16 protein-coding genes are annotated in these 19,696 nt (G+C 51.9%); 3 read left to right on the plus strand and 13 right to left on the minus strand.

The features are described from left to right. Positions 1 to 171: 171 nt before the first annotated feature. Positions 172 to 1,116, minus strand: a complete 945-nt coding sequence (locus AB1I67_RS02715; protein WP_367028278.1) for an ROK family glucokinase — start codon at positions 1,114 to 1,116, stop codon at positions 172 to 174. A 107-nt stretch (positions 1,117 to 1,223) separates the two neighbouring features. Next, positions 1,224 to 2,219, minus strand: coding sequence for a threonine synthase (locus tag AB1I67_RS02720; RefSeq protein ID WP_367028279.1), 996 nt, complete (start codon positions 2,217 to 2,219; stop codon positions 1,224 to 1,226). 766 nt (positions 2,220 to 2,985) lie between these two features. Here AB1I67_RS02720 and AB1I67_RS02725 point away from each other — a divergent pair. After that, entirely contained in the window at positions 2,986 to 3,372 is a 387-nt protein-coding gene (locus AB1I67_RS02725) for a hypothetical protein (RefSeq protein ID WP_367028280.1), read from the plus strand. Positions 3,373 to 3,498: 126 nt separating this feature from the next. Here AB1I67_RS02725 and tkt read toward each other — a convergent pair whose 3' ends face one another. The 9 genes from tkt to AB1I67_RS02770 form a co-directional block, all read right to left on the minus strand. Further along, positions 3,499 to 5,487: a transketolase gene (gene tkt, locus AB1I67_RS02730; protein ID WP_367028281.1), complete on the minus strand. Its 1,989-nt coding sequence runs from the start codon at positions 5,485 to 5,487 to the stop codon at positions 3,499 to 3,501. Between the two features lie 48 nt (positions 5,488 to 5,535). Next, positions 5,536 to 6,807, minus strand: coding sequence for a DUF5711 family protein (locus AB1I67_RS02735; RefSeq protein WP_367028282.1), 1,272 nt, complete (start codon positions 6,805 to 6,807; stop codon positions 5,536 to 5,538). Positions 6,808 to 7,146: 339 nt separating this feature from the next. Continuing rightward, entirely contained in the window at positions 7,147 to 8,514 is a 1,368-nt protein-coding gene (locus AB1I67_RS02740) for a LysM domain-containing protein (protein ID WP_367028283.1), read from the minus strand. A 69-nt stretch (positions 8,515 to 8,583) separates the two neighbouring features. After that, positions 8,584 to 9,183: a spore protease YyaC gene (gene yyaC, locus AB1I67_RS02745; RefSeq protein ID WP_367028284.1), complete on the minus strand. Its 600-nt coding sequence runs from the start codon at positions 9,181 to 9,183 to the stop codon at positions 8,584 to 8,586. A 79-nt stretch (positions 9,184 to 9,262) separates the two neighbouring features. Beyond that, on the minus strand, positions 9,263 to 10,282 hold the full coding sequence (locus AB1I67_RS02750) for a substrate-binding domain-containing protein (protein ID WP_367028285.1): 1,020 nt from the start codon (positions 10,280 to 10,282) through the stop codon (positions 9,263 to 9,265). Positions 10,283 to 10,310: 28 nt separating this feature from the next. Further along, the gene (locus AB1I67_RS02755; protein ID WP_367028286.1) at positions 10,311 to 11,249 is read right to left on the minus strand and encodes an ABC transporter permease; all 939 of its coding nucleotides are present in this window, start codon (positions 11,247 to 11,249) and stop codon (positions 10,311 to 10,313) included. Between the two features lie 6 nt (positions 11,250 to 11,255). After that, a complete protein-coding gene (locus AB1I67_RS02760) occupies positions 11,256 to 12,761 on the minus strand; it encodes a sugar ABC transporter ATP-binding protein (RefSeq protein WP_367028287.1) in 1,506 nt (501 codons plus the stop codon). Between the two features lie 7 nt (positions 12,762 to 12,768). Continuing rightward, complete coding sequence (locus AB1I67_RS02765) at positions 12,769 to 13,719, minus strand: sugar kinase (protein ID WP_367028288.1); 951 nt, start codon at positions 13,717 to 13,719, stop codon at positions 12,769 to 12,771. Positions 13,720 to 13,735: 16 nt separating this feature from the next. Then, the gene (locus tag AB1I67_RS02770) at positions 13,736 to 14,611 is read right to left on the minus strand and encodes a sugar phosphate isomerase/epimerase (protein ID WP_367028289.1); all 876 of its coding nucleotides are present in this window, start codon (positions 14,609 to 14,611) and stop codon (positions 13,736 to 13,738) included. Positions 14,612 to 14,908: 297 nt separating this feature from the next. Between AB1I67_RS02770 and AB1I67_RS02775 the strand changes: the two genes are divergently transcribed. Next, positions 14,909 to 15,949, plus strand: coding sequence for a LacI family DNA-binding transcriptional regulator (locus tag AB1I67_RS02775; RefSeq protein ID WP_367028290.1), 1,041 nt, complete (start codon positions 14,909 to 14,911; stop codon positions 15,947 to 15,949). Here the strand turns inward: AB1I67_RS02775 and AB1I67_RS02780 are convergent. Next, positions 15,931 to 17,019: a hypothetical protein gene (locus AB1I67_RS02780; RefSeq protein WP_367028291.1), complete on the minus strand. Its 1,089-nt coding sequence runs from the start codon at positions 17,017 to 17,019 to the stop codon at positions 15,931 to 15,933. The two genes, AB1I67_RS02775 and AB1I67_RS02780, sit on opposite strands and share 19 nt — an antisense overlap. A gap of 226 nt (positions 17,020 to 17,245) precedes the next feature. Between AB1I67_RS02780 and AB1I67_RS02785 the strand changes: the two genes are divergently transcribed. Continuing rightward, on the plus strand, positions 17,246 to 17,512 hold the full coding sequence (locus tag AB1I67_RS02785) for a hypothetical protein (RefSeq protein WP_367028292.1): 267 nt from the start codon (positions 17,246 to 17,248) through the stop codon (positions 17,510 to 17,512). A gap of 44 nt (positions 17,513 to 17,556) precedes the next feature. Here AB1I67_RS02785 and AB1I67_RS02790 read toward each other — a convergent pair whose 3' ends face one another. Then, positions 17,557 to 19,650 (minus strand): hypothetical protein, encoded by a 2,094-nt coding sequence (locus AB1I67_RS02790; RefSeq protein ID WP_367028293.1) that lies wholly within the window; start codon positions 19,648 to 19,650, stop codon positions 17,557 to 17,559. Between the last annotated feature and the right edge of the window lie 46 nt (positions 19,651 to 19,696).

The following is a 19,696-nucleotide window of genomic DNA, read 5'->3' on the forward strand; positions in this document are numbered from 1 at the left end:
TTATAAAAAATCAAGGTTGTAACTTGATATCATAGTCAAATTGCACATAGATTTTTCATAATTGCCCCGGTTGGATGAGAATCCACCGGGGTCTCCTCATTTTATCAGGGACAGGAGAACCGGACGCTCATGCCCGGTCCCCTGTCCCGCTCAAAGTCTCTGCTTCAGGGCCTAATCCAAAACCAGCTTTGCAGCACCATAGATCCCGGCGTCGTTCCCGAGCTTTGCCAGACCAATCACTCCCTTATACGGAGAGATCGGGGTGTACTGCTGATAATACTTGTCGATCACATCGATCAGGAACTGGCCTGCCTTCGACACACCGCCGCCGATCACGAACATCTCCGGATCCACGGTCATGGTCAGAAGCGCCAGAGTCCTTGCCAGATAATGTCCCACGATCTCCACAACCTCCATCGCCAGGGCATCCCCTGCCTTGGCCTCGTCGAGCACATCCTTGGCTGTCACCTGGTCTCCGTACTTTCTAAGAGCCGACGGAGCGTCGCCTGCCGCCATCTTCCTTCTGGCTTCCCTGGCGATGCCCGTAGCGCTGGCGATCTGCTCCACGCAGCCCACGCCGCCGCAGTTACAGTACTCGGTCTCCTCATCACGGATATGGATATGGCCGATCTCCCCGCCAAGACCATGCTTGCCGGCAATGATCTTCCCATCAATGATGATGCCTCCGCCCACGCCGGTGCCAAGGGTCACCATCACTACATCGGTAAAGCCCATGCCGCCTCCCTGCCACATTTCGCCAAGGGCGGCCACGTTGGCATCATTGCCGCTGCGGATCCGCATACCGTCCAGCATAGCGCTCAATTCCTCCTGCGGATTTACATTGCGCCAGCCCAGGTTCACACACACTTCCACATGCCCGTCCGGCATCACCGGCCCCGGCACGCCCATGCCCGCGCCCACGATATCCGTTAGGTGGATCTCCTTCTCATTCAGCACTTCCCGGATGGATGCCGCCACATCCTCCAGGATGTATTTCCCGCCTTCTTCCTTGCGGGTGGGAACCTCCCACTTGAACAGCAGTGTGCCGTCAGTCTCAAACAGGCCCAGTTTTACAGAAGTACCGCCAATGTCAATCCCAATACACTTTTTCTCCATCTTATCCGCTCCTTTTCCTCCCCGGGCCCCGACATACTCCCGGCAGATGATATCTCATTACCTAGTAGTATAAAAGAAACCCATCCCGAATGCAAGTGCTTGTTCCTTTAACAATATTTTTTCTCCCCTGCCATAAATGAGCGCAGGCCCTCAATCTCGCTGCCAGCCTTCAGACCGTTCCCCGACACGATCATGACCACATCGTCCTCTCTGCCCAGTATCCGTTCTCTGCAAAGCCTCCTGATCCCGGCATACGCCGCTGAAGACGTAGGCTCCGCATAAATCCCCATTGACGCCAGCTCCCACAGGGCTTTTGCGATCTCTTCCTCGCTCACGGAAAGAACGGCTCCATCCGTTTCTTTTATGGCAGTGATCACCTGCTCTGTTTTATTGGGGCCTGCCAGCGCGATCCCCTCTGCAATGGTCTTTTCATACCGCTGTTTCCGTTCCATACCCATATATTGTCTGTAAATGGGATTGCAATTTTCTGCCTGGACTGCAAAAAGCCTTGGCATATGATCGATCTGCCCGTTTTCCATCAATTCCCTAAATCCGCAGTAAAGTCCCAGCGCCGCGCTTCCATTTCCCGCGGCAGCTACGATATTGTCCGGGGCCTTAAACCCGTTCTGTTCCCACAATTCATACGCCAGGGATTTGGTGCCCTGGATAAACATGGGATGCCAGTTGTGTCCTGCGTAAGATTCGCTGTTTTGCTGGGCTGCAAGAGCCACCGCATCCCGGCTCCCTTCTATCTCATGAATCACTGCCCCATAAGCGCGGATCTGCGTCAGTTTTCCGGCAGAGTTCCCCTTTGGCACATATATCTCACAGGGAATCCCGCCCAAGGCACAGTATCCAGCCACAGAAGCTCCTGCATTTCCTGATGAATCTTCTGTGATCATATCAACGCCATGCATGTTCAGATAATTGACCACCATTACCGTTCCGCGGTCTTTGAAAGAACCGGTAGGCATCAGCTGTTCCATCTTGACCCGGACCTGGCAGCCCTTTGCCCGGATAGCCACCAAAGGCGTAAAACCCTCCTGGAAAGAGATTGACACATCCTCATAATGCAGCGGATACGCTCCCTCATATCGCCACATGCTATACCTGTCCTGTCTGATCTTTTCTTTTGTAAAAGTGGAAATGAAGTCACAGGTCAGGCTTCCTCCACAGACACATCTCCACCGCATATCGGAATCGCCATATTGATTGCCGCACTTACTGCATATAAATTTCATACTCTGTCTTCCCCCGTTTCACACAACTTGTTTACTTTTCATATGTTATATTAGACCGTTCAGCAGATGCCGCGGCTTTTTTACGGACCGGACATCCCTCCTTTTTTTCCCTTCCGCGTCAGATCCTGCCAGGTAGCCCAGATTACCTGGTGATTCCGCTGGCGCAGGGGAACGGGCCCGCTCAGGCAGCATCCCATCCCCCGGTTCCTGCTGTCGGAAGAATAATAAATAAGGAGCAATTGCTATGTTTTATAATGATCCAAACGAAATAAACTGTGGTAACACCCCCGGAAACTGTTACTGTTGTTGTGACCGCGGACCAATTGGCCCCATGGGGCCCAGAGGCTGCCCCGGCCCGCAGGGATCTACTGGCGTAACTGGGCCAACGGGTGCGACTGGTGCCACTGGCGCAACTGGTGCATCCGGCCCTGCTGGGCCAACTGGTGCGACTGGACCAACTGGCGTAACTGGTGCATCCGGCCCTGCTGGGCCAACCGGTCCGACTGGCGCGACTGGTTCAACTGGAGCGACAGGCTCAACCGGAGCATCCGGCCCTGCTGGGCCAACTGGCGCAACCGGCTCCACTGGCCCTACCGGCCCGACCGGTGCATCAGGAGTCTCTGCTGCAATGTCAGCGCTTAACACTTCAGCAAGCACCTTTTCCGTAACAACCGATGGGACTGATATATCTCTGCCAGTCCAACCCTACATGAACGGGTTCACGGCAAATGCTGCAAATACAGCATTTACAGTAACTCAAACAGGAACTTATTTAATTTCCTATGATATCAAAATGACATCTGGTCTGCCAATGTCATCAAGAGTAACCTTAAATGGTACGCCAATATTGAATTCGGTCAGTACCGCTTCAACAGCTTCAAATGAATATAGCGTGACATTCATGCAGGCATTAACAGCAGGCGATATCTTATCACTGCAGCTTTATGGTGTAAATGGTCAGGTCACATTACAGGCTGGTACCGGTGCATCACTCAATATTGTTAAAATATCTTAGTACAGGGGAACCATTTGTGCAGTAAGCCATGAAGGAGGCCAATCGCCCGCGCTCTGCACAAATAGCAAACTCTAAAAAGGGCCGCCGCAGTTTTTTCTGCAGCGGCCCCCAACAATGGCAAACTTCTTATAAAGACCGTGCCACCTCTACCACATGGTCCACGGTAAATCCAAAATGATCAAACAGCTCTGCCGCCGGACCGCTGGCTCCAAAACCAGTCATAGTCACAGCCGCGCCGTCTAAACCGATATATTTTCCCCAGCCGAAGTCGCTGAGTGCCTCCACAGCAACCCGCCTGCGGACTTCCTTCGGAAGCACGGATTCCTTATATTCCGCAGACTGCTCCTCGAACAGATCCACGCATGGCATGGAGACCACACGCACCTTCTTCCCTTCAGCCGCCAGCACGGCTTTCGCCTTCATTGCCAGCTCCACCTCAGAACCGGATGCCATCAGGATCAGCTCCGGAGTGCCCTCACAGTCATCCAGCACATAGGCGCCCTTAAGAGCTTCCCGGCTGCTTCCTGCCATCGGAGCCAGATTCTGCCTGGTCAGCACAAGAGCTGTGGGCGTCCTGTCAGAAGTCACCGCGCTGTACCACGCTGCTGCCGTCTCCGTAGCGTCGCAGGGGCGGAACACATGAAAATTCGGCATGGCGCGGAACATGGCAAGCTGCTCGATCGGCTCATGGGTCGGCCCGTCCTCGCCCACGCCAATGCTGTCATGGGTGAACACAAAAGTCAGCGGCAGTCCCATCAGTGCAGACAGGCGCGCCATAGGCTTGGTGTAGTCACTGAACACAAAGAAAGTCGCCACATATGCCTGCAGACCACCATGGAGCATCATACCGTTCCCAATCGCAGTCATTGCCAGCTCACGGACTCCGAAGTGCAGGTTCCTGCCGGTGCGGTCCTCCTTAGAGAAATCACCCACGCCGCTCATATTGGTCTTGTTGGACGGCGCCAGGTCGGCGGAACCGCCGATCAGGTTCGGCATCATATCCTTTAATTTATTGATCACTTTGCCGGACAGGTTCCGGGTCGCCTCCGGCTTCTCGCTGTTAGCCCAGAAGCTTTCATCCGCCATAAGCTTATCCGCAATCTCCTGTCTGCCGTTAAAATACTGGTTCCACAGAGCCTCCATCTCCGGATACTCCTCGCAGTATGCCGCAAACATCACGTTCCACGCGGCTTCCACGTCGGCCATATCCTCTGCCGCCCTGCTGAAATGCTCATACACCTCCTGCGGTACATAGAACGGCTCCATACTCTCCCAGCCCAGGTTCTTCTTGAGGGCTTCTACATTCTCCGCTCCCAGAGGCTCTCCATGGGCGCTGGCCTTACCCTGCTTCGCCGGGCAGCCATAGCCGATCTCCGTCCGGATCGTGATAAAGGACGGCCTCGACCTGTCCGCCTTTGCCTCCTCAATCGCCGCGCCGATCGCTGCCAGATCATTGCCGTCCTCCACAAGGATGGTCTGGAATCCAAAGGCTTCCATGCGCTTCTGCACGTTCTCTGTGAACGCGATGTCCGTGCTTCCCTCGATGGAGATCCGGTTGGAATCATATAAAACGATCAGCTTGTCCAGCCCCAGTGTACCTGCCAGGGAAAATGCCTCGGAGGAAATGCCCTCCATCATGCAGCCGTCCCCGCCCAGTACATAGGTATAATGATCTACTACCGGATAATCTTCTTTATTGAACACGGAAGCCAGGTGTGCTTCCGCCATCGCCATGCCCACAGCCATGCCCATGCCTGCGCCCAGAGGCCCTGTGGTTGCTTCCACGCCCACCGTATGGCGGTACTCAGGATGTCCCGGGGTCAGAGAGCCCATCTGCCTGAACTGCATCAGATCCTCTTTGGACAGATCCCCATACCCAAATAAATGGAGCAGGGAATAAAGGAGCATGGAGCCGTGCCCGCCGGACAATACAAACCGGTCGCGGTTCGCCCAATCCGGGTCGGCCGGATTGTGGTTCATATGGTTCATCCACAGCTCATACGCCATGGGGGCGCATCCCAGAGGCAGCCCCGGATGGCCGGAGTTGGCCTTCTGGATCGCATCTGCGGACAGTACACGGATCGCATTAACGGACATAGTATCAATATTGCTCATTGGTAGGACCTCCTGTGTTAGATGATTTTATTTTATAGTATTCACGTTCTAGTGCAGTTTGATCTCCCGCATCTGCTGTGGTCCGGTCACTACCAGAGTGTCCGGGAATCTTCCCCTGCGGATCTTGGAGATCGGATAATCAAAGGTTGCATACAGCTTTTGTACCCCTGCCATATTAAATATCTCACATGAATCTTCATTATACAGAATAATCAAATCACCGTCAATATCGGCGTGGGTATATTCATAGGAAAACTCCTTGCTCAGCACATGGGTGCCGTCTTTTTTATATACCTCCAGGCGGCTGGCATATTCGCCTGAATTATTTTTCACGATGGCTGCCGCATAATCCTCAGAATAGAAAACGCTGTCTATCCCCTCCTCGATCGGGATCTGGACCACCAGCTCCGGGGACGCTAAGTTCTTCGAGGAAAAAAAAGTCAGGCCGCTGCCGGAAAATGCACAGGAGTAAGGCTCGCCCATATAGGTTACCCGCGGCACCATGGTATCCTTGAACTGCTCGTCAAAGCCACCCACCAGTCGGTTGGGGATATTTTTGCCCACCTCGGAGAAATCGTAAAATACCACCCGGTTATTGACCTCGCTGCCCTGCTGGTAGATAAACGAACACATAAGCTGGGTCCCATCCTGCGAAAGGGCAATGTCCAGCGGATATCCGTCGCCGGACATCTTTGTCTTCACCAGGATATCAAGCTTGCTGCCGTCCTTGTTAAAAAATGTGATATAGCTGGACACAGAATCCTCCAGGACCGCCGCCACAATCCCCGTACCTGATACAGCCACCTTGCTGATCGGGAGAACGGTGGTCGCCTGTCCCACCTTTCCCTCCAGGCTGCATATGTAAATACTGTTCCCCTGCTTATCTGCAATAGCTGCATAATCCCCCTGCACTGCCGCGATCGGGGTCTTCATCTCATAACTTTCTGTCCAGATATTTTTCCCACGGTTATCAATGTAAGATGCTCCGTCCTTCGTATACTTCAGCACATTATTGCCAAAAGTTTCATATCCGACAAGGCTTCCTTCATTGATATCGATCTGCCATGCCGTCTCAAAACTGGTATACTGGTAAGTCCGCTGATAATAGAACCAGGCGCCTGCACCTCCCCCCACCAGTATCAGCACAGCCAGTACAATGATCAGCCTGCGCCGCTGCACCTTTTTATGCGCCCTGCGCACCGCCTCTTCGCTGTCCTCGCTGCGGACTCCCGGACGGGAAACCGGCGTGTCCGAGGATACCATCTGACGGCGGAGCTGCCTTTTCTTACTCTCCCTGTTCATGGAGCTCATATCACTCATGCTTTTATCTCCTGCAAATAAACATACGTAACTGTTCAGGGCGGCTCATCTTCTTGACCGAAAAAGCTGGTCAAGAAGCATCGAATGTCCATCCGATGGGGAAATTGGCGCAGAAGGCTGCTTACAAGCAAGCTTGACGCTGCCTTCTGCGCCAATTTCCCCGCCGTCCTGAACTGTTACAAACATACTACAAATTAGTATACATCATTTTATCCGGGGGGTCAAAACGTTTCTGCACGACAGATCTGCGCAGGTCTGCGTTCATACGGCGTTAAAACGGTGTTGGAACAACATTGGACATCGTTAGCACATGTTATGTACCGGGTCAGTTTCAGCAGCTTACTGAGCCGGTAAATACAGCTCCTGCCCAATGGAGATCCTGTTTTCATCATCCAGTCCATTTAAACGGCAGATCTCCTCCAGATTCGCCATGCTGTGATAACGCTCCATACAGATTCCGTACAAGGTCTCTCCGCCCTGCACCACATGCAGGATCGCATCGGAAGGCACCTGTACCGGCTCCGCCGCCTCGGTCGGCTGTACAGATACTCCCGCCTGTACTCCAGCGCCGTTTGCCGCCGCCGCATTGCCTGCTGCTCCGCCTGTGACACCTGCATTGCCCGACGCTCCGGCTCCACCTGCGGCCCCGGCATTCCCCGATGCCCCGGCTCCGCCTGCTGTACCCGCATTCCCCGATGTCCCGGCTCCGCCTGCCGCACCGGCGCCGTCCGCTCCAGCTATCCCGGCCCCGCCCGCGCCATCCTGGGATGCAGCCGGCGCGTTGGCCTCTGTCTCAATGACGATCTCCGCCTGGGTCGGATACACCTCCCCCGGCACATGCTCTATCTCAACATCACCTGCGGCCTGGCCTTTATCCTTACCGTTACTTCCCTTTGTCAGGGCATTGGACCAGCCTCCCGCAGTCCCCTCCGGGACAACAGAAGCGATGACCGTCTCCATGGCCTTCATTTTATGATAATTGTTAAACATCACCACGCCTCCGGCAAGCACCATCACCGCCATCACGCCACAGGCAGTTCCCAGCATATTCACCGTAGAGCGCGTCTTGCCGGCCTCGGTCTTTTTGTCCTCCATCTTCTGCCGGAAATCCCGGATCACCACATCCCGGGCGCCGGTCTCCACCCGCCTCGCGTCTTTCCTGGAAACCATGTAGTCCTGCATCATCTGGTTCCGCTCATAATAGATGCTGTAACCGCGCAGCTTATAGAATCCGTCCTCCGACGCGGTATAGATCGCCTCCTCGCCCTCCAGCCCGCTGTTTAAATACATGAGCTGGTTTTTGGCAGTAAAATACTGGCTGTGCTGTTTCCAGTAATTGAGGGGGCTTAAGGTACAGTCCGGCGCTCCGCACAAAAACCAGCCCAGCACGCTGCGGCGCGGGAACATCTGCTCCATGGTCTGGTATGCCTTCTTCCACGCCTCCTCGGTGAACTCCACCTTTTCCCCGTCCCGGGTAACGTCCTCCATCTCCAGCGCGCCGTCCGCAAACAGATACGGAACACCGTCCTGGACACGCATTTCACCCACCAAAAGTCCGACCCGCAGATCTTGTCCACCGGTCGGATACAACCGTTTCAGATATGTATTGACATAATCCTCCACATAAAACTTCACAATCTGATCCCGTTCCCCTATCTGCCGGATATTTTTCGGCAGCTTCGGATAGGGATTATACAATTCGCCCATAAAAATTCACCCCGCTGCTAGATTTTCTGATATCTGAAAAATCATAGCACATCCGGGGTGTGTTTTTTGTCAAACCAGCGCAGCATGTTCCAAAAACTGTTCGACAAGATATATACTTTCGCAGATATAATCCGCCATCCGCATGACCACTGACAGGCGCACGCTCTGCAGCATCAGCGGATCATAATTTCCATAGCCGCCCACAATACCGGTGATAAAAATATCACCCACCGCCTGCAGCTCCTTGCATACTCCCAGTCCCGGCCGCAGGGCGCCTCTTCCCAGTGTAATGCAGCCCACATGCTCCAGGCTGCCCACCGATGCATCCACCGCCACGATCACATGGTTGGGATAACGCATCCGGACCATCGCCATGGACTGTTCTAAATTCATGGCATGTACCGGGCGTTCCAGCGTACCCACGATCTCAATCTGACGGAGTCTTTGCTCCTTCAGCTTGTATCCGATCAAAGGCCCCAGACTGTCTCCTGTAGAACGGTCTGTCCCAATACATAAAAAAACCACCCCGTCCCGATCCTCCTCCACCAGGGTCTCCCCGATCATGGTGTGCAGCATCCTGGCACAGAGCTCCGTATCATCCGCCTTTTCAGAATCAAAATAATAGATTTCCCTTCCCGGTCTCCTTGTTTTTCTCCACCCTGTCTTCATCCCATCCCGCCTGTGCTTGTTTTGTTATTCCTATTATAAGCACAGGCAGATGGAATTATACTAGATATTGCGATTACAATTACTTTATAAATTCATCCACGTTCTCCGCTGTGATCAGCTGGAACGGTACATTGTACCGGGATTCTACTTCCTCACCTTTTGCAACCTTTACCGCCACGTCAATCACTGTGCTGGCCTGTCCTGCCGCATCCTGCAGGACACTGGCTGCGAGGCGTCCGTCCTTGATCGCCTGCAAAGCATCCTCGATCCCGTCAACACCGATGATCACCAGATCCCGTCCCTGTGCTTCCGCTGCCTGAAGCGCACCCATGGACATATCATCATTTTCACAGATCACTGCTTTTAAATCTTTATATTTTCCCAGCCAATCCTCTGTAGTAGACATCGCCTTATCCCGCTGCCATCCAGCAGACAGTGTTGCAACACAGGTCATTCCGGTTTCTTTTAAAATGGTATTTTCCAGCCCTTCGTACCGCAGCAGCTGTGCGCTCTGGCCCATTTCACCTTCCAGGATCGCATACTCTCCCTGGCCGCCCAGCTGTTCTGTCACGAATTTACCCATGATCTCACCGGCCTCAGCATCATTAGAACCTACATAAGAAGTATAGTCTGTTCTTGTTGTTTCCGTATTCACCTCTACCACCGGAATACCCGCTTCCGACGCCAGGTCAAGAACCTGTGCTGAGCCGTCTGCATCCTGCGGATTCAGGATGATCACATCCACCTGCTTCGTGATGATATCCTCTGCCTGCGAAATCTGTTTTGCGATATCCGCCTGTCCATCCAGCAGATAAACAGTTGCATCCGGGTAATTCTCTTTTGCATAGCTCTCAATTGCATTGCCCAGCTTGTTGGAATATGCGTCTGACATGGTTTTCATCAGAACTCCGATCTTCACATTGTCCCCTGCCGCCGCAGACTCCGGCGAAGCCTGTCCAGACTGTGTGCTGGCATCTGCTGCCGTCGTTGCCGCACCGGATGCCGCCGTCTCTGTCTTCCCGCCGCATGCGCTGAGCATCATCATGCTTAACACCATTGTTCCCGCCATAACCCGTGCTGCCAATTTCTGTTTTTTCATAATACCTTGCCCTCTCATTTCTTTTGATTTATTTTCTGCCTTTTTTTGATAAAAGGTCAAAACATACTGCCCCAACTATGATCATACCTTTGATGATCTGCTGCCAATAGGATGAAACATCCAGCAGATTCAGGCCATTATTTAATGTTCCTATGATCAGGATTCCCACCAGTGTCCCCGGTATGGTCCCGATCCCGCCTGTCATGCTCGTGCCGCCGATCACGGCAGCAGCGATCGCATCTGTCTCAAATCCCACGCCTACCGCAGGCTGACCGGAATTTGTCCTGGATGCCAAAACGATCCCTGCAATCCCTGATAATACCCCTGCCATGATATATACCCGCATCAGGATATATTTCGCTTTGATCCCCGATGCCTCTGCCGCCTTTATATTTCCTCCTGTGGCATAGATATACCGGCCAAACTTCATTTTGGACAAGATGATATGGCAGATGAAAACGATCACCAGGAAAATAATGATCGGCGTCATGCCCTTTCCGATGAACCGGAACCCCGGCGCGTTCAGCGTGTATGGTTTTCCGTCTGAATATACATACGCAAAACCTCTCGCCATGGTCATCCCCGCAAGAGTCGCCACAAATGCCGGAACCCCGACAAAGGAAACAAAAAAACCATTCAGCGCCCCAAACGCCGCACAGACCAAAACGGACGCCAATACAGCCAGCAGCACCTGATCCGGATGCACCACCAAAATACTGCCGCATATAACGCCGGACACTGCTACCAGCGCGCCTACCGTTAAGTCAATCCCTCCGGTCATAATAACAAAAGTCATCCCGATTGCCAAAATACCGTTCACCGCCACCTGCCGCAGAATATTGACCGCATTATCCACCGTCCGGAAGGTGGGCGACACGCACATCAGAATCCCCCACATCAGGATCAAAACCATCAGGATTCCATACTTTCTTATAAACTCCGCATTCAACACATTCTTTTTATCCATGAGTGACTAAACCTCCTCCAGAGCGCTGCTTAATATATTGTATTGGGTGACTTTTCCATTCTCCAGTTCCTCTTTGGTAACAGTGCATGTGATCTTTCCTTTAGAGACAACATGAATGCGGTCACTCATCCCGATCACCTCCGGAAGCTCCGAGGAAATCATAATGATAGCGATCCCTTTTCTCGCCAGTTCTACCATCATTTTATAGATCTCATATTTTGCGCCTACGTCAATGCCTCTGGTCGGTTCATCCAGAATAAGTACCTTCGGCTCTGACTGCAGCCATTTTGCCAGAACAACCTTCTGCTGATTTCCTCCGGAAAGCGTCCCCGTACTCACATGGATGCCGGCACACTTGATCCCAAGCGCCTCCTTGTATTTTGTCACCTCAGCTTTTTCCCTGCCTGATTGGATAAACGGCTCCCTGTGCAGTCTGCGCAGGTTCGGCAATGAAATATTTTCTTTTATGGACCTGCACAAAACCAGTCCGTATACCTTTCTGTCCTCACTCACCAATGCAATCCTGTTTTTGATAGCATCCTGGGGACATGTGATCCTGATCGGCCTGCCCTCCACCAGGATTTCCCCGCTGTCCAGGGGATCCAGCCCAAATATGGCGTTCATGATCTCACTCCGCCCGGCTCCCACCAGACCGGAAAATCCGAGGATCTCTCCTGCACGCACCTGGAAATTCACATGCTCAAACACGCCCTTTCTGCATAGATCCCGGGCTTCAAATACCACGTCCCCGGCAGGAATGGTTTCCTTGGGATAGATTTGATCAAGGGCACGCCCCACCATCATCTCTACCAGTTCGTCCTGTGTGACGCCTTTTGCAGGAACTGTCTTGATATACTCTCCATCACGCAAGACGGTGATCCGGTCTGTCAGCATCAGAATCTCCTCAAGCCGGTGGGAGATATAGATAACAGAAACCTTCTGCTGCGTAAGCTCCCGGATGATCCGGAACAGTTTTTGTGACTCGTCTTCTGAAAGCGAAGATGTTGGTTCATCCATAATGATAATGTCCGCATGCTTTCTCACTGCTTTAATGATCTCCAGCATCTGGATCTGTGCGACGCTCAGATTGCGGACTCTGGTCCAGGGAGAAAAATCCAGCTTGTATTCCTTCAGGATTTCCTCCGTCTGCCTGGCCATTTCTTTATCATTGAGAAAACAGCCTTTCATAAGCTCCTGTCCGAGAAAAATATTGTCTGCGATCGTCATGTCCGGAAGGGGCGCCAATTCCTGGTGGATCATGGCGATCCCTGTCTTTTGGGAATCCGCAATGGATCTGGGTTTTATCACATTTCCGTTGTGCAGGACCTCTCCCTCATCCGGGATATATTCTCCCGTGATCATTTTCATCAGGGTGGATTTTCCTGCTCCGTTCTCACCTACAATGGCATGGACCTCGCCCGGCGCGATCTGAAAGCTCACTCCTTTTACCGCATATACCCCAGGGAAACGTTTATGTAAATTACGGACCTCCAACCGATAATCGTCCATCATGCTCCTCCTATTTGTGCTTCTCGATCATTCCCATCACCGTTTCTCTGGATATATCACCTTCCATCGGTCCAAAGGCCGCTGCATTTAACGCTCCTGCGGCCGCTCCCATCTGTGCAGCCTCCTTCAGGCTCTTGCCCTCGGCCAGTCCGCAGATAAAGGCAGCGTCGTAGCTGTCCCCTGCACCGGTTGCATCGACCTGTTCCACCGGATAGATTCCCATGGTCTCTTCCAGCCCATTTCTTGTATACAGACGTGAACCCTTAGAACCATTCTTCAATACCAGAAGCTCCAGCCCGGAATTGTCTTCAAACGCTTTTTCAACGGCAGCCTCCACAGTCTCCATACCCGTGATCATCTTCAGCTCCGACACTCCCGGCATGAAGATATCAGAATTTTTATACACCTCCTGCACCAGGTCCATAGCCTCCGCGTCCCGCAGCATCTCCAGCCTGACATTGGGATCGAAACTGACTTTTGTGCCCTGGGCTTTTAACCTGCGCATCGTCTTCACGATCTCTTTTCCAAAGCTTACCGACGCCATCAGGGAACACCCCATAATATGAAAATATCTTGCATCCTCAAGCCCTTCCATATTCTCCGGCGCTTTCGCCGCTACTGCCGGAGTATGATCTATATGGAAGATAAACTTTCTTTCCCCATCAGAAAAATATGTTACAAAAGCTGCTCCCGTCGCGCCTTCCCGGCTGCGTATCACCCTTCTGGTATCCACGCCTACGGCCTCCAGCCGGTCCAGGATATTCTTTCCAAAATCGTCATCTCCCACACCGGAGATGATCCCTGCGCTGTGCCCCAGCCTCGCTGCCGTGCTGATAAAGATCCCCGGTGCACCACTGGGAAACGGCCCCCGGAAATACGCCCCCGTCTCAAAGAGCGGCACGTCTTCTCCGGCCCTCATAATCTCCACCAGAAGTTCTCCCATAATCATGATCTCTGCCATGGCTGCACCTCCTTATTTATAGAAACATATCTCTTAAAAATTTCATGGAGTCCTTCAGGTACAGATCCATAGCCGCCTCATCCGCTCCATTGCTTAAATCTCTCCATACCTTGATATCCGCCCCGATCTTTCCTCCGGCAAGTAAGAACGGCTCCGCCACAACCCCTTTGTCGTATCCAATATCCCGAAGCGCCTGTCCCATCTCCGCCCACGGCATAGAGCCTTTGCTCATACCCGGAAGTTTCCGGTTGCCTTCTCCTACGTGGAGGTGCCCCAACAGGCTTCCTGCTCTCCGGATCGTATCCGGAAGGTTATCCTCCTCTATATTCATGTGGAATGTATCTAATAAAATGTTTACATTCCTGCTCCCCACCCGTCTGCAGTATTCGATGGCTTCCTCACAGTCTGTCATAATGTAAGTCTCAAAACGGTTCAGCACCTCCAGACAGCACTCGATGTTCAATTCCTCGGCAACTTTCGCCACCTCTTTCATTCCCTCTATGCTACGCTCCCATGCCCCCGCCTTGTCCTCGCAGCAAAAATCTGTGCACGGCCAGTAAGAATACATCGCACCAACCAGAGAACGGGAACCTATTTTATCCATTGCCCTCAAGATATCTGTCAGATATTTTACTCCAGCCGCCCGGACTGCCGAGTCCGTGGAAGACAGATCATACTCCTTTGCCGGGCCAATATTCGATGTGATCGTCATACCAAGAGTTTCACACACATTTTTCAGGCGCTGCAGTTCTCCATCGCTCATCTCCACAAGATGAGGCGCGCCAACCTCGATGATATCACATCCGCACTCCGCCATCCGTCTTGCTGTTTCCTCATAATCACATTGCCATTCGTGGCCCCAGTATGAATACAGTGCTCCAAACTTCATCATTGTCCTCCTGATCTTTATTTGTTCTATGTGCTCGTGCACAATTTTTTGTATTATAAAAGCCATCGGATATCCATGGCGTTTTCTATTGTGCTCGTGCTCTATTTATGATAAATTTATAATAACACAGCAAAACCAAATATGCAACTGGGCAATATTACCTATTTTCTAATTATTTATTTTTGCATTATTCACAAATAAAATTCCAATTATGAAAAAGATATAGACACGTGCACAATAACCGTTTAGAATAGAATTAAGATATTTTTTCTCATAAACAAATGGGTAAGGAGTATGGATATGGCCGTGACAATCAAAGAAATCGCTTCTCTGGCGAATGTATCAAGAGGAACCGTTGACAAGGTCCTCAACAACCGTCCGGGAGTAAAGGAATCCACGAAGAAAAAAATACTGAAGATCGCGGAAGAATTGAACTACCAGCCCAATATCATCGGCAAAGCGCTGGTTCGCAGCAAAGATCCCATCCGGATCGGCATCATCCTGACACCGGATTACAATCCATATATTCAGGAATTGCTCCACGGCATCCAGACAGCCCAAAAAGAATTTGCGCCCTTTGGCCTGGAGGTGATCGCAAAACTGATGACCACGTTGGAACCGCAGGAACAGCTTACTATCATCGACGAGCTGGTGAACAGCAGCGTACAGGGGATGGCGATCTTCCCTACGAATGCGCCTCAGGTTATTGACCGGGTGAATCAGCTGATCCAGGGGCAGATGGCTGTCATCACTTTCAATTCAAAGGTGGATGGGATACGTCATCTGGCCTTCATCGGCCAGAATCACTACAAAGGCGGACGCACTGCCGCCAGTTTGCTGGGGAAGATTGTGCCTGCCCCCGTCCGCGCAGGAGTCATTATCAGCTCCTCCAATCTCTCCTGCCACCATGACCGGCTGTCCGGTTTCCAGGATAAGCTGTCCGAGGCCTATACCGACGCTCTCATCCTGGACGTACAGGAAAACCAGGACCGCAAAGAGGACGCATTCCGCATCACACTGGAATACTGCAACCGCTATCCGGATCTCAATGCCATATACCTTACCAGCGGAGGCATTGCAGGCGTGTGCAGCGCACTGGATGTAGCCGAAAAAAGGGGGACCGTAAAAGTCATCTGCCACGACCTGCCCCCGGAGACCTTGAATCTGCTGAATTCCGGACAGATCGACTTTGCGCTGGGACAAAACCCGGAACAGCAGGGTTATCAGCTTGTGAAAGTGCTGTTTGAATATCTGATCAAAAACATTACGCCTAATAACGAGATTGAGATTCCCATCACCATTGCAATAGACGAACTGGCGTATCAATCCCGTTTTTTGTAGACCTCCACTGCTTCACTGATATTTAGAGCCTCTCCCCGCTGGATGATGGCAGCAAGATCATTGATCTTAAAAGAATCCAGGAATTCCTTTCCCAGATGGCAGGCATAGTTGTCCGTGATATACAGGCGCTTTTCCTTCACCTCCGCCGAAGTGGTCCGAAGCTGCTCCTTTACATCCTCATACTCTGCCTGAAGCCTGTCCAGCTTTTCTTTGTGATTATGTTCAATCTCATCCTGGAGGATGGTCCTGGTCACCGATTCAAATGTATTCAGGGCATCCTTCTTCTTGGCAGCTACATCGCTCAGCTCCTGCTGGAGCCGGGCGATCTCGTCGTCGTACTTCTCCAGATCGTATAAGGACTCGTTACGGTCCTTACGGATCGTGGAGGTGATCACCCGGATCTTCTTATTGTTGGCGTGGATCTGATCTAATATCTGCCGTCCCTCTTTCAGGGACTCCATATACGTTATCTTCGTATTGTTCCCAACAGTCATATAAAGCCCGCCAAAGACCAGGATATCCACCAGATAGATCCCCGCCAGCCAAAGAGGCGTCCGCTCAGGTATCTGCATATAGATCCCATACGGCAGCACCAGGAAAACCACCGCCACACTGACAAGCAGCACCAGAAATTCCATCGCCCAGCGTGGAAAATACAGGCTGTAATATAACCGGGTCCTGCACAGTGCCGGAACATGATTCCTTTTAAATGTGGTCTTCATACTCGCAGTCAGCTCCGCATTGTAAGAATGAAGCTCCGAAGTCTCCTCCGCGATCCGCTCCTTCATCCCCTGGTTCTTCGCCTTCTCTCTCTGGCTCCGGACCTTTTTCAGCTGCTCCTGTGCTTTTCCGATCTCTGCGTCATAGCTGGAATTCAGTTCCTCCCTGCGTTTTTTCACAGTTGACTGGATCGTATCAGACACCAGCCTTTTCTCTGCCTCCAAAAGCCTGCCTAACCGGTCTTCGTCCTGCAAAAGCTGCGTCTCTCTGTCCTGACACACGGACAGCTCATCTACGGCCTCCCGCGCTCTCCCCAGGAAATCCAGGCATTCCTCCGCCGTCTGCACCATACCACGGCCCTCCTTCGCATGTTATCCTTTCATCTGCAAATCCGAATCAATCTATATATTTATTTAATAGTTTACTACAGAATCCGGCACACTACAAGGGTATGCAGAAAAAAGAATTCCCTTTACACCGCCTGAAAAATGGCTTATACTGAAACCCTGAAATCACGAAAATGCACCGGCTCCGGCCGGGTCACATTATTCTTAAACAGATAAAAGGAGGACCGCCATGTTCCGTATGTGGGGTAAGCTTTGGAAAGACAATCATATGATAAAAGACACCGTCATCTGCCAGACAGACTACAGTATGTCCCGCACCGCCATGGTCTTTCAGTCATTAGATGACATCTGCTATGAATTTGATCTGGGCAAGCCGATCTGGCTGGATGCGAACATCGAGGACTTCCGGCGTCACGACAAGACCCGCTTCAGCCAGGACTGCTTTATCGAACATATAGAGTTTGATTATCTGGAGATCCAGGTGATCGAGGAGTGACAGAAAAGGCAGCATCTGGCCCTGGAGCCAGGCGCTGCCTTTTTTCACCGGGTTTCCAGCCGGATCCCGGTCTCCTTCTTAAATCGCTTCGCCCACTCTTTATCCCGGTAGAAAAGGACGCTGCCCTGTCCGTCATCTGCCATAGCATAAACACGCTTTTCCACTCCGGCTGTTTCCAGAGCATCATTTAAGTCCTTAATGATATCTGAATCCAGCCAGTCATTCATCATTTTCAGCTTATATTCATACGGTTCGCCGTTTATACAAAACTTCAGATGTACCGTCCCGGTACCTTTCTCCCAGTCCACATCCGACATATCCTGCTGTGCATCCGTGATGGCGAAATCACCGCCTGCCATGGCATTCACACCATTCAGGATATGGACATAATCCATGTCCAGATTAAATCCCTCCCAGTCAAACCAGTACGCCTGATCTGAGTAACGGATGATCTCCCACGCCTCATAATCCCACTCCGGCATTCCGATCGCAGAAAGAAGACTTGCATAAGGATATCCCTCGATCCAGACCCGCGCCATCGGCATTTCCTCCATGCTGCGGTTCATCTCCACCACCACGTCCTCCGGTATGATGAAGCCCAGGCCTTCCAGCACTGTCACCTGATCCGCCAACGGCTTATAATCTGCATAGGATCCCGGATGGAACACGTATTCCTCACCATTTTGCGGCATGTCCATTATAACCGGAAGGCCCCCGATGCCCTGGCTCCCACGAAAATCCGGCAGGAGAAACGCCAGCAGAAAGATTCCCACCACTGCTGAAAGCGTCACCATCACACGGACGGTCTCCGGATACCGGGTTCCCTTCTCCTTCTCCGCCCAAAACCGGCGCCAGCCTTCCTGCGTATCAGGGATGTTCCGGTCACGTTTCTTCTTAGCCGTCCTGCCGCCGTCCAACACATGAAAATTGTCTTTCCCTGATACCTTATGACCTTGCATTTTTGCTTCCTTTTCCTCTGCAGGCCGCAGATCCCGGACATATTCCGGCTGCACGATCTGATAGGAGATTCCCTTTGCCTGGCAATCCTGTATAAACAGTTTTTGAGCCATCCAGTCCCCCAGAAGTCCTTTTGTCATATAAAACAGCAATTCTTCTTTCGGAGAATAAAAGTAAAGATTTTCATCTGTTTCAAAAAGGAATCCCACTTCGCCCCATGTCCATGTATTTTCCAGCATCGGACCGGTCCTGTGGATCCCCTGCGGAGTAAACTGCAATACCCATGTTTCCTCATAGGAATCGATGCCTTCACGGTTCAACGCTTCACGTATTGACTGCTGAGACAATCTATGGGGCACCCAGTCCCGTGCTATGCGGACCAGAATCATACCAATAGGTACCAATGAAAATATGGCTCCTAACACCCCCATACGGCTCAAGCAGATCACGATGATCAGGCAATCCAGCATCAAAAATACTGCCAGATGGATGTATTTTAATACTCGCGCTCCCCGTCCTGCACGTTTCATATAGTGGGCGGCAATCCAGGAACTTTCTGCCATTGCTGCAGTAACTGTATCCATGTTCCAATCCTGACGGATACAGCCCTCGCCTGCCTCACAGCTCTCATGCCCTTCCCCCGTCTGCCTGTTCAGTTTATCTCCCGATATCCTGCGCTGGTCATTGACATACCGTCGGAAAGACTCCTGTGCCTCTTTGCCTCCCACAATGCGGACCGGAAGATACAGCTCCACGAGCATTCCCATACGCCAGGTCATGATGATCCGGTACAGACAACCCTGTTTTTGGAACTCCTGGATGTTCCTGCAATCATATTCCCTGACAGTTCCCCCATCCTGCACAAAAATACTGCCATCCTCTATCCGAACCGTCCGTTCCCGTTTTCCACACTGCCGGTATATCCTCAGCACCTCCGCGGGAAGAATCGACAGCCACACAAGCAAACACAGCACAAGCAGGAAGCACACCGTGAGGATCACCGGAATAACATGAACCCCGCCGTCACGGACCGCCGCAAGAATACTGCCCAACAGCGCCACTCCGCCCAGTATCAACATTGCTGTACGGAAGAATCCAGACTTATACACCAAATAGTTCCTGGCTCTCCTGGCTCCGCCAACCATACACTCCCACATCGTCAGTCTGTAAGAAAATCTCATATCCATCCCTGCCATTCTTTTTATCGTTTTCCCCCGTGCAGTCCAT

This window comes from Clostridium sp. AN503 (genome assembly GCF_040719375.1).
Classification (GTDB): domain Bacteria; phylum Bacillota; class Clostridia; order Lachnospirales; family Lachnospiraceae; genus Brotaphodocola.

Excerpts from the sequence above, each read along its gene's own strand:
- AB1I67_RS02775 (WP_367028290.1), top strand. The coding sequence starts at position 14,909 with ATGGCCGTGACAATCAAAGAAATCGCTTCTCTGGCGAATGTATCAAGA.
- AB1I67_RS02760 (WP_367028287.1), bottom strand. The coding sequence starts at position 12,761 with ATGATGGACGATTATCGGTTGGAGGTCCGTAATTTACATAAACGTTTC.
- AB1I67_RS02765 (WP_367028288.1), bottom strand. The coding sequence starts at position 13,719 with ATGGCAGAGATCATGATTATGGGAGAACTTCTGGTGGAGATTATGAGG.
- AB1I67_RS02715 (WP_367028278.1), bottom strand. The coding sequence starts at position 1,116 with ATGGAGAAAAAGTGTATTGGGATTGACATTGGCGGTACTTCTGTAAAA.
- AB1I67_RS02720 (WP_367028279.1), bottom strand. The coding sequence starts at position 2,219 with ATGTGGCGATATGAGGGAGCGTATCCGCTGCATTATGAGGATGTGTCA.
- tkt (WP_367028281.1), bottom strand. The coding sequence starts at position 5,487 with ATGAGCAATATTGATACTATGTCCGTTAATGCGATCCGTGTACTGTCC.
- AB1I67_RS02755 (WP_367028286.1), bottom strand. The coding sequence starts at position 11,249 with ATGGATAAAAAGAATGTGTTGAATGCGGAGTTTATAAGAAAGTATGGA.
- yyaC (WP_367028284.1), bottom strand. The coding sequence starts at position 9,183 with ATGAAGACAGGGTGGAGAAAAACAAGGAGACCGGGAAGGGAAATCTAT.
- AB1I67_RS02790 (WP_367028293.1), bottom strand. The coding sequence starts at position 19,650 with ATGAGATTTTCTTACAGACTGACGATGTGGGAGTGTATGGTTGGCGGA.
- AB1I67_RS02750 (WP_367028285.1), bottom strand. The coding sequence starts at position 10,282 with ATGAAAAAACAGAAATTGGCAGCACGGGTTATGGCGGGAACAATGGTG.
- AB1I67_RS02785 (WP_367028292.1), top strand. The coding sequence starts at position 17,246 with ATGTTCCGTATGTGGGGTAAGCTTTGGAAAGACAATCATATGATAAAA.
- AB1I67_RS02735 (WP_367028282.1), bottom strand. The coding sequence starts at position 6,807 with ATGAGTGATATGAGCTCCATGAACAGGGAGAGTAAGAAAAGGCAGCTC.
- AB1I67_RS02725 (WP_367028280.1), top strand. The coding sequence starts at position 2,986 with ATGTCAGCGCTTAACACTTCAGCAAGCACCTTTTCCGTAACAACCGAT.
- AB1I67_RS02780 (WP_367028291.1), bottom strand. The coding sequence starts at position 17,019 with ATGGTGCAGACGGCGGAGGAATGCCTGGATTTCCTGGGGAGAGCGCGG.
- AB1I67_RS02740 (WP_367028283.1), bottom strand. The coding sequence starts at position 8,514 with ATGGGCGAATTGTATAATCCCTATCCGAAGCTGCCGAAAAATATCCGG.
- AB1I67_RS02770 (WP_367028289.1), bottom strand. The coding sequence starts at position 14,611 with ATGATGAAGTTTGGAGCACTGTATTCATACTGGGGCCACGAATGGCAA.